13 protein-coding genes and 2 pseudogenes are annotated in these 12,628 nt (G+C 59.9%); 6 read left to right on the top strand and 9 right to left on the bottom strand.

Annotated features, from left to right (window positions below; genetic code table 11):
* Nucleotides 1-7: 7 nt before the first annotated feature.
* From M2360_RS07065 to M2360_RS07080, 4 genes are read right to left on the bottom strand one after another with little or no spacing between them, the layout of a single operon-like run.
* On the bottom strand, nucleotides 8-865 hold the full coding sequence (locus M2360_RS07065; RefSeq protein WP_280773932.1) for a branched-chain amino acid ABC transporter permease: 858 nt from the start codon (nucleotides 863-865) through the stop codon (nucleotides 8-10).
* The gene (locus M2360_RS07070; RefSeq protein ID WP_280773934.1) at nucleotides 852-1,589 is read right to left on the bottom strand and encodes an ABC transporter ATP-binding protein; all 738 of its coding nucleotides are present in this window, start codon (nucleotides 1,587-1,589) and stop codon (nucleotides 852-854) included. Before M2360_RS07070 ends, M2360_RS07065 begins: the two co-directional genes overlap by 14 nt.
* Nucleotides 1,586-2,344 carry an ABC transporter ATP-binding protein gene (locus tag M2360_RS07075; RefSeq protein ID WP_280773936.1) on the bottom strand — a complete coding sequence of 253 codons (759 nt, stop codon included), beginning with the start codon at nucleotides 2,342-2,344 and terminating at the stop codon, nucleotides 1,586-1,588. Before M2360_RS07075 ends, M2360_RS07070 begins: the two co-directional genes overlap by 4 nt.
* Entirely contained in the window at nucleotides 2,341-3,639 is a 1,299-nt protein-coding gene (locus M2360_RS07080; protein ID WP_280773938.1) for an ABC transporter substrate-binding protein, read from the bottom strand. Before M2360_RS07080 ends, M2360_RS07075 begins: the two co-directional genes overlap by 4 nt.
* Before the next feature lie 280 nt (nucleotides 3,640-3,919).
* Between M2360_RS07080 and M2360_RS07085 the strand changes: the two genes are divergently transcribed.
* The 6 genes and pseudogenes from M2360_RS07085 to M2360_RS07110 form a co-directional block, all read left to right on the top strand.
* Nucleotides 3,920-4,453, top strand: a complete 534-nt coding sequence (locus tag M2360_RS07085; RefSeq protein ID WP_280773939.1) for a 2,4'-dihydroxyacetophenone dioxygenase family protein — start codon at nucleotides 3,920-3,922, stop codon at nucleotides 4,451-4,453.
* The gene (locus tag M2360_RS07090; protein ID WP_280773941.1) at nucleotides 4,453-5,508 is read left to right on the top strand and encodes a 2,3-butanediol dehydrogenase; all 1,056 of its coding nucleotides are present in this window, start codon (nucleotides 4,453-4,455) and stop codon (nucleotides 5,506-5,508) included. Before M2360_RS07085 ends, M2360_RS07090 begins: the two co-directional genes overlap by 1 nt.
* 43 nt (nucleotides 5,509-5,551) lie before the next feature.
* Entirely contained in the window at nucleotides 5,552-6,265 is a 714-nt protein-coding gene (locus M2360_RS07095) for an SDR family oxidoreductase (protein ID WP_280773943.1), read from the top strand.
* Nucleotides 6,266-6,458: 193 nt separating this feature from the next.
* A complete protein-coding gene (locus tag M2360_RS07100; RefSeq protein WP_280773944.1) occupies nucleotides 6,459-7,442 on the top strand; it encodes a helix-turn-helix domain-containing protein in 984 nt (327 codons plus the stop codon).
* 119 nt (nucleotides 7,443-7,561) lie between these two features.
* A pseudogene (locus M2360_RS07105) lies at nucleotides 7,562-7,710 on the top strand (IS6 family transposase); the annotation flags it as partial.
* A gap of 33 nt (nucleotides 7,711-7,743) precedes the next feature.
* Nucleotides 7,744-8,121: pseudogene (locus tag M2360_RS07110) on the top strand (ATP-binding protein); the annotation flags it as partial.
* Nucleotides 8,122-8,461: 340 nt separating this feature from the next.
* Here the strand turns inward: M2360_RS07110 and M2360_RS07115 are convergent.
* From M2360_RS07115 to M2360_RS07135, 5 genes are all read right to left on the bottom strand, one after another.
* Nucleotides 8,462-9,259, bottom strand: coding sequence for an SDR family NAD(P)-dependent oxidoreductase (locus M2360_RS07115; RefSeq protein ID WP_280773946.1), 798 nt, complete (start codon nucleotides 9,257-9,259; stop codon nucleotides 8,462-8,464).
* 67 nt (nucleotides 9,260-9,326) lie between these two features.
* Nucleotides 9,327-10,292 (bottom strand): branched-chain amino acid ABC transporter permease, encoded by a 966-nt coding sequence (locus tag M2360_RS07120; protein WP_280773948.1) that lies wholly within the window; start codon nucleotides 10,290-10,292, stop codon nucleotides 9,327-9,329.
* Nucleotides 10,289-11,155 carry a branched-chain amino acid ABC transporter permease gene (locus tag M2360_RS07125; protein ID WP_280773949.1) on the bottom strand — a complete coding sequence of 289 codons (867 nt, stop codon included), beginning with the start codon at nucleotides 11,153-11,155 and terminating at the stop codon, nucleotides 10,289-10,291. Before M2360_RS07125 ends, M2360_RS07120 begins: the two co-directional genes overlap by 4 nt.
* Nucleotides 11,156-11,158: 3 nt before the next feature.
* A complete protein-coding gene (locus tag M2360_RS07130; protein ID WP_280773950.1) occupies nucleotides 11,159-11,857 on the bottom strand; it encodes an ABC transporter ATP-binding protein in 699 nt (232 codons plus the stop codon).
* Nucleotides 11,844-12,572 carry an ABC transporter ATP-binding protein gene (locus tag M2360_RS07135; protein ID WP_280773953.1) on the bottom strand — a complete coding sequence of 243 codons (729 nt, stop codon included), beginning with the start codon at nucleotides 12,570-12,572 and terminating at the stop codon, nucleotides 11,844-11,846. The genes M2360_RS07130 and M2360_RS07135 overlap by 14 nt, the downstream gene beginning before the upstream one ends.
* Nucleotides 12,573-12,628 lie beyond the last annotated feature (56 nt).

The raw sequence follows: 12,628 nt of genomic DNA on the forward strand, positions 1-12,628 counted from the left end.
CTGCCTCCTATCGACGTGACATGATGCCCTGGGGGCGCCAGGCCAGCACCAGGAGAAAGACGAGGTGGCCAATCAGAATGCCCCAGCCGGGATCGATGCGGGAGCCCACGACCTGTGCCACCCCAAGAATGAGACCGCCAGCAAAGGCGCCCCAGATAGAGCCCATTCCACCGATGATCACGGCTTCGAAGGCATAAATGAGCTGGGCGCCCCCATCGACGGGCGAAACCGTCGTGCGTGCAGCCTGGAAGACAGCGGCAATTCCCAGGATCGCCACGGCAATTGCCGTCGCATTGGCATAGACGACCTTGGTGTCAATACCGATCAGGGTCGCCGCATCCTTGTCGGCTGCTGCCGCACGCAAGGCGCGGCCGAAGCGGGTCGTCTTCAGCACAACATGCAGACCCCAAGTGAGTAGGGCCGCGACGACCAAGATGCCGACTGGCAGGACGCCGACATGGATCCCTGCGACGTCGACCGACAGAATTGCCATTGCCCCGACATTGAGTGCGCGTGTATCAGCCTCCCAAATCGTCAGCATCAGGTTTTGAAGCGCCAGTGACAGGCCGAATGTCGCGATGAGCGAGGGCAGGGGATCGTTGCCGACGAGATGGTTGAGGATCCCGCGCTGCAGCCCCCATCCGATCAGCGCACCCACGGGAATCAGCACCAGCATGATAAAGCCAGGGCCGAGGCCAAAGGCTGTGGCCAGCGAGATTCCGATAAGGGCAAGCAGAACGACGAGATCGCCATGCGCAATGTTGACGATGCGCATCACGCCGAACATCAGCGACATGCCAATTGCATATTGTGCGTAGAGACCGCCGAGAAGCAACCCCTGAATGGTTGCGTCAACCCAGGTCATGTTTCACCCCAAAATAGGCTTGCGTGATTTGCTCTCTTGTCACGTCCGACGACTTGCCGGTGAGCGTGATGCGCCCTTCCAGCATGCAGTAGACCCGGTCTGAACTGCGGCTCGCGAGGGAGACGTCCTGTTCGACGAGCAGGATTGCGGTTCCGGCCTGCCGAATAATTGGCAGCATGTCGTAGATTTCCGAGATCACCTTGGGTGCGAGACCGAGGCTTATTTCGTCGCAGAGCAGCAGTTTCGGCTGCGTCATCAACGCGCGGCCGATCGCAACCATCTGCTGCTGTCCGCCTGACAGTTCCTCCACGGCCTGTGTCCGCCGTTCGGCGAGGACCGGGAAAAGATCGTAGAGCCGTTCCAGAGTCCACGGCCGAGTGCCCGCAGCCGGCTTGCCGGCGTGATCTGCCGCGACCCGCAGATTGTCCTCGACTGTCATGCCTCGAAACAGCCGTCGTCCTTCCGGAACCATTGTCAGTCCGCGTGACACCAGAGCATGAGCGGGGGTCTTCGACACGTCGACGCGGCAGAAGTCCAACGAACCGTCGCGAATTGGGACGAGACCGACAAAGGCTTTCAGCAAAGTGGACTTGCCCGCGCCATTGGCTCCGATCAATGCAACCACCTCGCCGGCGCGGATGTCGAAATCGATTGAGAAGAGGGCCTGAAAATCACCGTAGCCGGCGCATAGCGACCTAGCTGTCAGAAGAGGAGAGGCGCTCATGCTTCGATCCCCATATAGATGCGGCGCACGTCGGGATTGTCGATGACCTCCTGCGGAGGCCCGTCAGCAATCTTTTCGCCGAAGCTCAGCACAAGCAGGCGCTCGGCCACGGCCATGACGGCGTGCAGCACGTGTTCGATCCAGATGATGGTAACGCCCCGATCACGCACATGACGGATCAGGGACACCAACTGCCCGGCTTCGGCCTCGGTCAGGCCACCGGCAATCTCGTCGAGAAGAAGGAGCTTTGGTTCGCCTGCCAGCGCGCGCGCTAGTTCCAGCCGCTTTCGGTCGAGCAGGGTTAGGCCGCCAGCCGGAAGGTTTGCCTTGCCGGCGAGCCCACAATCCTCAAGTAGTGCTGCGCAGGAGAGGTAGGAGTCGCGCTCGCTGCGGCCCGCCGCGAAGCGGGAGGCAACCAGTAGGTTCTCGAAGGTTGTCATCTTGGCATAGGGGCGGGGGATCTGATAGGTCCGCCCGATCCCCCGTGTCGCCCGCTTGTAGGATGGTTCCCGATCAAGCAGCGCCCCGTCCAGCGTGATCGAGCCGGTGTCGAAGGCGATGTCGCCAGAGATCAGATTGAAAAGGCTGGTCTTGCCGGCGCCGTTCGGGCCGAGGATGCCGAGAACCTCTCCCTGGGCGAGATCGAAACTCACATCCTGCACCACCTTGAGCGCGCCGAAACTCTTGGAGAGTTTGCGAACGGAAAGGAGAACCTCCTTTCCGTTCGCCTGTCTCTGCTGTCTGGATGCCGTCACCAAGACTTCATCTCCAGGCCGCTTTCCGGCTGCATGATGGGATAGAGCTGGGTTTCGACGATCTTCAGATCGTAGGGCCATTTTTCACTCTTGCGCCACTGACCGCCCAAAATCGGCGTCTTCGACACATTCGGATGAGGCCCCTTGCTCCAGTTGATGTTGCCGACCACCGTGTCGAGGTTGGTCGTCTTCAGGGCGTCGCGGATTGCTGCTCGGTCCATGGGGTCGTTGGAACGCTTCAGCGTGTCCACGATGATTTCCCACATGGCATGGCTGTAACCGAGCGGCTGTGTCCACTGCTTGCCGGTCGATTGCTCCCATTTTGCAGCCAGTTCGGCGGAGCTCTCACCAGTCAGCGTGGACTTGTAGGGGAAGGTCGGCGTCCACCACACTTCAGTCGACATGCCGGCGCCCAGGTCGCCCATCGCTTCCACGGCGGAGGGGAACAGCAGGCCGGCTGCAACCGTCATGATCTTGGGCTTGAAGCCTTGCTGCGCCATCTGGATGGTCGCCGTGCGCAGGTCGGCGGGGAAGACCAGTCCGCCAAGGATTTCGCAGCCCGCTTCCTTGAAAGCATTGATTTGCGATGAAAAATCATTGGTTCGGATTTCGAATTTCGACGGAGAGATGACCTCAAAGCTAGCCGCTCGCATGGCAGGTGGCAAGCCAATCTTGTCGTCGCCCCAGACTTCGCCATCGGCGTTGCGAGGAAGCAGCAGGCCGACCTTCTTGTTGCTGTCGACGCTGTTCCACATGTTGACGAAGGTCTGGATAATGTCTTCCAGGCCCCAGAAGAAATGGTAGGTCCAGTTGAAGGCTTGGTCGGCGCCGCCGCGCGGCATGATCACTGCCTGCCATGGCGCCGTGGACGAGATTGTCGGCACCTCGAAGAGTTCGCCCTGCTCTGAGACCGGAAGCGTCACATCCGTCGTGGATGCCGGTATCAGCATGTGGACACCGTCGTTCTGGCACAGTTCGCCAGCCAGTTCGGCTGCGCGATTGGGGTTGGACTGCGCATCCCGTTCGATGATCTCGAGCGCATAGGTCTTGCCACCGACCTCGAGACCGTTGGCGAGATGCTTGCGAATGAAATCGAGCGCGAAGGCGTCTGTTTCGCCGAAGGGGGCCATCTGCCCTGTCTGCGGGCTAACGTAGCCGATCTTGATGGTCTGCGCCGATTGGGCGCGCAGATAGGATGGCGCGGCAAGAACTGCGGCGCCCGCGGCCAGTCCCTTGATGGTCGTGCGACGGGTCACTCCACCGTCATGCCTGCCACTCTGATGCTTTAATGTCATGTCGAAACCTCCCTTGGCCGATCACCCGTCTTCGCGGCTCTGCGCGTCACTGCAATCGACAGCTTTTCCAGATATCGCGCCCTCCAAGCGCGAACCGCAGCCTTTCCAGACAGTGCGATCAGGGGACTGTAGCCGTGACAATTTGCTCTGTCCCACCCTCAAGGGCGAATGGGCGCGGAGAGGCAAAACAAGTGTCCCGGGCCGTCAAACGCCCTCCAGAGCAATCACTATTCTGATGGCTGGGGCGCCTTTGCCCCGGATCTACTGGGAGGAAATCAATATGCCTGAAGCCGCAAGCAACGAGTTCTGGCGCGACATCAAGCCAATCGAAAACGTGTTCAAGCCGGACGCGAAACCCGAAGTCTATCTTCCCAACGCAGCGACTGATGACGAACGCTACTATGTGCCCTTCACCGAAACGGTGTCGTCTCGTCCGTTGTGGATCTCGCCGGAGCGCAACATGTGGTGCGACATCCTGATGGCGAAGAAGGCTGGTCTGGTGAACCGCCATTATCACCCGCATGAGGTCTTCGCCTATACGATCTCGGGCAAGTGGGGTTATCTAGAGCATGACTGGACCGCCACGGCCGGCGATTTTGTCTATGAGACACCCGGCGAAGGACACACGCTTGTCGCCTATGAGAGCGATGAACCCATGCGCGTTCACTTCAAGGTCACCGGACCGCTGATCTGGCTCGACGAGCATGGAAATTCCGCGGGTACCTTCGATGTCCACGACTACATTGCGCTCGCCCGGGCCCATTACGACAAGGTTGGCATTGGTGCTGCCTATGTCGACGGGCTTTTCCGGTGATGGATCGGCCGAACGACACGGGCATCCTGTCCGCGGTCTGGTACGCAGCAAAGGATATCCGGATCGAGCGGCGGGTTCGTCCCGCCCTCGCGCCGGGCGAGGTGCGCCTTCGCGTCACCCGCTGCGGGATCTGCGGTTCTGATATGCACGAATATCTGAATGGTCCGCATGCCATACCGGTGAATGCGCCGCATCCGATTTCGGATTTGGTCGCTCCGCTTGTGCTCGGCCATGAGTTTGCCGGGGAAGTGCTCGAGATCAACGGGAATTGCGGATCCGTGAACGTCGGGCAGCGGGTGGCGGTGGAGCCGGAATATCGTTGCGGCGAGTGCACGGCCTGCCTGCGGGGCGACTATAATCTATGCGAAAAAATGGGTTTCGCCGGGCTCATGGGCCACGGCGGGATGGCCGAAGAGGCTGTGGTGCCTCATTACATGCTGCACCTCTTGCCGGATACAGTAACCGACCGTCAGGCGGCCGTGCTAGAACCTGCTGCAGTCGCTCTGCATGCGCTGCGACGCTCAGGGCTGATGGCGGGGCAGAGCGTTGCTGTCGTCGGTGCTGGACCGATCGGGCTTCTGCTCGTTCAGCTATCAGCCGTTGCCGGGGCGAGGCGGATTGTCGTCAGCGATGTGTCGGATGCACGGCTTGCCCGGGCGCGGGCGCTCGGCGCGACCGATACCGTCAACAGCGTTATGGGGCATCTGCCGACGCAGGCCCAAGGCGTGGATGTGGCCTTCGAGGCTGTCGGCGTGCAGCCGGCGCTTGATGACGCCATTCAGTCGGTCCGCAAGGGCGGCAAGGTCGTCCTGGTGGGTTTGTTCGGCGCGCCGGCTCGCATCGACGCCTTCGACCTCGTCAACCGGGAGGTGGAGATCATTCCCTCGTGCGGCTACCGGCATGTCTATGCCGACCTGATCGGGATGATCGCCGGCGGGGTGGTCGACCCTTCCTTAATCGTCACGCGGGAGGTGCCGCTCACAGAGGCGGTCACCCGTGGTTTCGAGATATTGGCGGCGCCGAATGACGACGTGAAGGTGTTGGTCGTCCTCTGAGCAACCTTGAAACTGTCTTCACCATTTAGGTTCGGAGAAACCTATGACATTTGCAAAAGAACTATTTGCTGAAAAAAACGTCGTTGTCATCGGCGGCACTTCTGGCATCGGCGCGGCAACAGCGGAAGCTTTTGCCAACCTGGGCGCCGCCACGCATGTGGCGGGCCTTGGTGCGTATTCGAAAGAGGCGCCGAAAGGCTCTGTTTCCACTGAAATCGATGTTCGGTCGCCCGCAGACTTGGAAGCTTACATCGGCAACTTTGACCGCATCGACGTGCTGGTCAATTGCGCCGGGGTCAGTCGCGATCGGAGTGAGTGGACCGCCCAGGCCTTTGCAGAGGTAATGTCGATCAACCTGTTCTCGGTCATGACGGCGTCGCGAGCCGCTCGACCGTTGATGCCCGACGGAGGCTCAATCATCAACATTGCATCCATGTATTCCACCTTCGGTGCAGCAGATCGGCCAGCCTATGCCTCGTCTAAAGGCGCTGTCGTGCAATTGACTAAGTCGCTAGCGCAAGAATTTGCGCCGAACATTCGAGTCAACGCCGTCGCTCCGGGCTGGATTGTGACGCCTTTGTCGCGCAACCTGATCTCTGACGGAGAGGCCTCCGGCCCGATCCTCGCTCGCATTCCGTTCGATCGCTGGGGCGAGCCGAAGGAGGTTGCGGAGCCTATTGTCTATCTCGCCAGTCCCGCTGCCGGTTACATCACCGGTGTCGTGGTTCCGGTCGATGGCGGTTACCTTACCGTTTGACGCATGCTGGCATATTCTCAGAGCAACGCGTGTTGCCGCAGGGCGCATCAGCCAGAACCTATTGTCTCTGGCGCGAAACGCTTTTCACTAGCGTTCTGCGAAGCAAGGGGTTTGACGCAAGACTTGCGTTTTGTCACACTCCTTCTGCTCTCCGCGTATCCTCTGGGGCCGTGGTCGGGGCAGGGAGGAAAAGTTGAATATAACGCCGGGCTTCGTCGCCCAGCCGAGCGTTGCCTCGGGAGCGATGACATTTGACACGCGCGTGGTCGCTCCCCACGAGAGAATCGACTACTGGGAGGAGCATTGCGCCGAGAAGGTGGTCGGTCTTCGCTGTTCGTGTCTTTCCGAGAAGGGGCTTGAGGCGCGATACCACCACTACGATTTCGGCCGGATGAAGATGATTGACATCGCCGGTGACGAGCACTTCATTGAGCGGACGCCACATCTCTTGCGTCGGCGGGAGAAGGACAGTGCGTTCCTGACGGTGATACTTAACGGTAAGACCTTCTTGAACCGAGCGGGACAGTGCTTGGTGGCGGAGGCAGGCGACGTTGTTCTATACGATACCAACCATGCCTACATGCATGGTTTTCCCGCTTTCGCACGTCAGGTAATCTTTGAAATTCCTGGTGAGGATTTTCGTCAACGTTTCGGCGAATGGAGCCTGCGCGACGTTGTTCACTTCAGTGGCGCAAACAATTTGGCGCGCACGATTCCGTTGGCGCTTCAGGACGTGTTGCGCCAGGCGCAATCATCAAATCTCACCAATGTGATGACAGGTGCGCCTTTGGAGAAGAAGGTTTGGGACGTCATGGAGACGGCGTATTCCCTTGTCCACGGTGGTGTGCGTTCCGCCTATCATGCTCAATTGCTGCAGCGGGCGCGCAAGTATATTACCGAGAATCTGGGAGATCCCGAACTTGGTCCGGCCGCAGTCGCCGACTTTATGGGCATCAGCCTTCGCCAAGTGAACCGGCTTTTTGAAGGAGAACCGCTTTCTCTGCTCGCTCATATTCAGGAAAAGAGGCTTGAAGGCGCTCGTCGCGATCTGCTTCAGCACGGCGGATTCGCCACGAGTGTCTCTGACGTCTGTTACAAATGGGGTTTCAAAAGTTTGGCGCATTTCTCCCGCAAATTCAGCGAGAGATATGGTGTAAGCCCGTCGCGCTGTCGGTAGGAGTTCCGAGGGGTCTGTCGCAAAATTTTCGAGCTTAGCCGTATGTTGACCATAGGCATGGAGTTTGCCGCCCTGAAATTGCGGGCCGAGCCATGATTGTGAATACCATTGCCGAGTAGCTGAAGCGTCAGTCGACGGATGATTTTAAAAGCAGGCATTTCGAGGCGTGGCTGATCGTACAGGCGGTTGTCTGGCGCTTGCGCTACCCGCTAAGCTATCGGGACTTGGAAGAGATGTTTCGCGAGCGGGCTTCGAGATCGATCATAGCCTGGCTGTCTCGGAAGGGATGAGCCGACGTCAGGCCGCATGCCAGAAGGATCTTTCCGTCGACTTCACCACGGCCGCAGCGCTGGTCAGTGAGATGATGGAGGCGTGTGACGAACGGTGTCTGGTCCGCTTCCAGAAACAGATGGCCGCCTACCAGCTTCTCATCATCGACGATCTGGGCTTCGCGCCGCACTCCAAGACTGGCGCAGAATTGCTGTTCGAGTTGAACTCGCAACGATACGAGCGAGGGACTACCCTGATCACCAGCAATCTTTCATTTGACGAATGGATGCAGACGCTCGAGTCCGAGCGTCTGCCCAGCGCATTGCTGGTTCGCATCACCCACCACGTCAGTATTCTAGAAATGAATGGCGACAGCTATCGTCTCGCCCAAAGCCGCGCCCGCAAGGCCGCCAAAACCCTCTCAAAAATCGCCGCGCCCGCATGGGACCCCCGCTCGGGCTACGCCCTCCCGGAGGTCTCATGCGCGCCCCACAAGTGGCCGACTTTTACGTCGCCGCATGGCCTGGTTTTGCCCCGCCGCTGACAGTATCCGCATATTCGCCGATGCGCATGTCAAGCACGGAGCCCACGCGGTCTTTCTTGAGCCGGTGGAGCAGGCGACGAAAGGCGAGCTTAAATATGTAATGTCAGCTGATCGAGGGCCGGCGGTCGTCCTCGCTCAGGTGCAATAGCCTTGCCAAGGCGAGGTTCCGCCGTCGTTTTGAAGCAGATATCGCGTGACTGTGATTTTACCCTTGGATCATTTCGGAGAGCCGAGCGAAGCCCGGGATGTGCACGGATGTGCCTCCGTCGACCACGATCATCTGACCGGTGATGTAGCGGGCCTCGTCGGAGGCGAGGAAGGCGACGGCGTGGGCGATATCCATGGGATCGCCGAGATAGGGCGTGAGGGTTTCCTCCTCGACGATCTGGCGCAGCCGAGGCGGCAGATGCTCGAGCGCGGCCCTGGAGCCGGTGAGTCCCGGAAGAACCGAATTGCAGCGAATGCCGCGCTTGCCATGCGACGTGGCGATGGACCGCGTCATCTGCAGGACCGCAGCCTTGGAGGCGCTATAGGCCGATTGGATGACGTTGCCTTGCAGTGCAAGATTTGAGGCGGTGTTGATGATCGAGCCGGAGTTTTGCGTCTCCATGATTTTCAGAGCATGGCGGCAGCAGATCATCGTTCCTCGCGCATTGACCCGAAACGTGCGATCCCAAAGCTCTGTAGACATGGTTGCGATGTCATGATCCTGCTGGACGACGTCATGGCCCAGCAGCGCGGCGTTGTTGTCCAACACGTCGAGCCGGCCATAGCGGTCCATGGTCGCCTGAAACAAGGCTGCGATCTCATCTTCTTCCGCCAGATCGACCTGGAGGGCGAGCGCATCCGGCAATTCGGCCGCCAGCGCTTCAGCGCCGTCGCGATTGATATCGGCAACCACGATGCGCGCGCCGCGCTCCGCCATTACCCGGCAGGTGGCTGCGCCAATGCCGCCGACTCCGCCGGTGACGATCGCCACCCGGCCGTTGAGAGAACTGGCCATGAATTCCTCCTCCAATGTCTTGTGTGGACCGCGCCCGGCGCGTCCGATTATGTCGATGGACTGGTGGTCACAATGTTCGGCGGATGGTGAGCCAGTCGAGACGCAAACGATCCCGGAATATCGGCCACAGGCCGCCAGGGGCGTAAAGCATGGTCGCAACCGCCACCACGCCCATCGCCACGAGATACCAGGTGCCGCTGAGCGGGATGATCACGGTCAGCACCTGTCGCAGCAGGTAATAGACGATCGTGCCGACGATCGGTCCTTCCAGCGTGCCGATGCCGCCGACCACCACGACAAAAGTCATGATCACGGTCCAATCGGGAGAAAAGGCGTTGCCCGGCTGGACCACGAGCCCTCCCAGCATGCTGAGCCCGCCAGCTGCGGCGCAACCCGCCGCCGAAAGCACATAAGCCAGCAGCCGGTTAGGCCAGACATCAATGCCGATGGCCGAGGCTGCGCGCTCATTGTCGCGCACGCACATGAAGGCGAGACCCGGCTTGGAGCGCAGCAGCCACAGGCTGCCGAGCACTGCGACAAGCAGCATCGCGGCGCCGATCTGGAACATCTGCGTTTCAAACTGGGCGAAATCGATAACGCTCATATCGGTCAGCGAGAAGCCTGTGATACCGCCGAGCGCATCGGTCTTCTGCACTGCGATTGACACCATTTCGGCCAGAACCCAGCTGGTGATGGCGAAATAGGCGTCGCGCAGACGAAACAACAGCGGCGCGATCACAACTGCAGCCAGGCCGCCAAAAACGAACGCGGCGAACAGACCGGTATAGGGATGCAGTCCTGTCGCATTGGCGAAGAGATAGAGAACATAGCCGCCCGCGCCGAAATACATCTGGTGGCCCAGCGACATCAGTCCGGCATAACCGGCCAGCAGGTTCCACATAGAGGCGATGACAATGACGATGAACATTTCGGTGGCGAGATGCAGGGAGCCGTCGCCAAGCATAAAGGGGGCTGACAGGACAAAGACGATAAACAGAACGAAGGGGATGGCCCTGACGATGAGCGCATTCATGCTTTGGCTCCCAGAAGGCCGTTCGGACGCACGATTAGAAACACGAAGAACAACAGATGGGCGTAAAACAGCCCGGAATTGGCGTCGAACTGAAAGCTCATGAGCTGGACGACGCCGAGCAGGATCCCCGCGATCAGAGCGCCCCAGAAGGAGCCGAGCCCGCCGAGAACCACCACTTCGAACGCGATCAGAATACGATCAACGCCCGATGTCGCGGAAAACGAGGTGCGCATGGCGAGAAGCACGCCGGCGACTGACGCCATCACGAAGGCAAGGCCCATCACCACGGCATAGATACGGATCGGATTGACGCCCATCAGCCTGACGATGTCCGGCTTGTCGGCGGTGGCCCGCACGGTCTTGCCGAAGCTTGTGGCCTTGATCAGATATTGCAGTCCGCCAAACAGCGCGATCGAGATCGCCAGGGTGATCAGCGGCAGATAGCCGATATGAATCGCGCCGAGGGAAAACGATGCCTTGGCGAGCGCCCCGGCATTGATCGCCATTGGGTTCGAGCCGAAGATCGCCAGCATCAGATTGCGCAGGATGATCGACACGCCAAATGTCACCAGCATCGGCGCAAGCATGTCGCCGCGCTGCACGACCTTGTTAAGCAGCAAGAGCTGGAACAGATAGCCGACGCCGAAAGCGATGATGGCCACGGGGATCAGCGTCAGCAGAGGGTTGAGCCAGGGCATGGCCGCGAGCAGGCTGGAGGCGAGGATGGCCGCTCCGACGATGAATTCGCCATGTGCGACATTGATAACCCGCATAATACCGAACACCAGCGCCAGCCCCAGGCCAAGAATACCGTACAGCCCGCCGAGCAGAATGCCGTTAATCAGCGTTTCGATGTAAATCACCGCTCATTCTCCAAAGTAAGCTGCTGTCAGGCGGGTCATATCGACATCGGCGCTTCGGGCCTCGAGCGTCACCTGGCCTTTGAGCAGGCAGATAAGCCGGTCGGAAACTGAAAGCGCCCGGTTGATATCCTGTTCGACGACCACGAGCGACATGCCCTCAGCGCGGATGATACGGAAGGAATCGTAGATCTGCCCGACGACAACTGGCGCGAGTCCAAGCGAGATTTCGTCGCAGAGCATCACGCGCGGATTGGACAAAAGCCCCCGACCGATCGCCACCATCTGCTGCTGGCCGCCCGAGAGGGTAATCGCCATTTGTTTGCGGCGCTCTGCAAGGATTGGAAAGAGTTCGTAGACGCGCGGCAGAGTCCAGTTGCCGGTCCGTTTGGTCAGCATGCCCATGGTCAGGTTTTCCTCGACCGTGAGTTCGGCAAACAGCATGCGTCCCTCTGGAACCATTGCGATGCCGGAACGGGCGATCTTCTCAGCCGCGATACCGACAATGTCCTTGCCATCAAAGCGGATAGCGCCGCGAACACGTTGGTTAAGACCCACCAGACAGCGCAGAAGGGTGGACTTTCCCGCGCCGTTGGCGCCCACCAACGCCAGGCATTCCTTCTCGGCGAGCCCCAGCGACACGCCAAACAGGGCCTGCATATCGCCGTAGAAGGCTTCGAGCCGTTCGACCTCAATGAGCTTCATCGACACCCAACCCCATATAAATTTCTTTGACGGTGGCGCTCGACATCACCTCGTCTGGCGCCCCGTCCAGCAGTTTGCGACCGAAATGAAGCACTGCGATCCGATCCGCGACGGCTTTCAGGGCGTGGGCGATGTGCTCGATCCAGATGATCGCGTGGTCCTGCTTGAGGCTAAGGATCGTCTGCACCAGCCGATCGACCTCGCGTTCTGTCAGGCCCGCGCCGATTTCGTCGAGCATCAGCAGGCGCGCATTGACCGCGAGCGCCTTGGCGAGTTCGAGCCGCTTGCGATTGAGAAGCGTGAGAGAACCTGCCGGGCGATCGGCAAATTCGATCAGTCCCGTTCTGTCCAGCACGTCGCGCGCCTTGGCGTGGCCCTGCCTGGCCGGCAGGCGCGCTCCGAACGCTGCTGCTGCTGCGACGTTTTCAAACACGGTCAGGCCCGGAAAGGGTTGCGGAATCTGGAAGGCGCGACCGATGCCGAGATGCACGCGCTTATGCGCCGGCACTTGCGAAATGTCGCGCCCATCGAGATGAATGGCGCCGCTGTCGGGCGTCAGGCTGCCCGCAATCAAGGCGAATAGCGAACTCTTGCCGGCCCCATTCGGGCCGATGACCCCAATGCATTCACCGGTGTCGATATTGAGATCGACGTGATCGGCGACGACAACGGAGCCAAAGCTCTTGTTGAGATTTTTGACTTCCAGGAGAGCCAAGCCCGCACCTGCAAATGTTCGAGTTGATGCTGAAGCGACAAGACGCGTCTGTATTG

Origin of the sequence: Rhizobium sp. SG_E_25_P2, assembly GCF_029892285.1 — a bacterium.
In the GTDB taxonomy this organism is placed as follows: domain Bacteria; phylum Pseudomonadota; class Alphaproteobacteria; order Rhizobiales; family Rhizobiaceae; genus Rhizobium_E.

Excerpts from the sequence above, each read along its gene's own strand:
- M2360_RS07065 (WP_280773932.1), bottom strand. The coding sequence starts at position 865 with ATGACCTGGGTTGACGCAACCATTCAGGGGTTGCTTCTCGGCGGTCTC.
- M2360_RS07070 (WP_280773934.1), bottom strand. The coding sequence starts at position 1,589 with ATGAGCGCCTCTCCTCTTCTGACAGCTAGGTCGCTATGCGCCGGCTAC.
- M2360_RS07080 (WP_280773938.1), bottom strand. The coding sequence starts at position 3,639 with ATGACATTAAAGCATCAGAGTGGCAGGCATGACGGTGGAGTGACCCGT.
- M2360_RS07085 (WP_280773939.1), top strand. The coding sequence starts at position 3,920 with ATGCCTGAAGCCGCAAGCAACGAGTTCTGGCGCGACATCAAGCCAATC.
- M2360_RS07090 (WP_280773941.1), top strand. The coding sequence starts at position 4,453 with ATGGATCGGCCGAACGACACGGGCATCCTGTCCGCGGTCTGGTACGCA.
- M2360_RS07095 (WP_280773943.1), top strand. The coding sequence starts at position 5,552 with ATGACATTTGCAAAAGAACTATTTGCTGAAAAAAACGTCGTTGTCATC.
- M2360_RS07115 (WP_280773946.1), bottom strand. The coding sequence starts at position 9,259 with ATGGCCAGTTCTCTCAACGGCCGGGTGGCGATCGTCACCGGCGGAGTC.
- M2360_RS07120 (WP_280773948.1), bottom strand. The coding sequence starts at position 10,292 with ATGAATGCGCTCATCGTCAGGGCCATCCCCTTCGTTCTGTTTATCGTC.
- M2360_RS07130 (WP_280773950.1), bottom strand. The coding sequence starts at position 11,857 with ATGAAGCTCATTGAGGTCGAACGGCTCGAAGCCTTCTACGGCGATATG.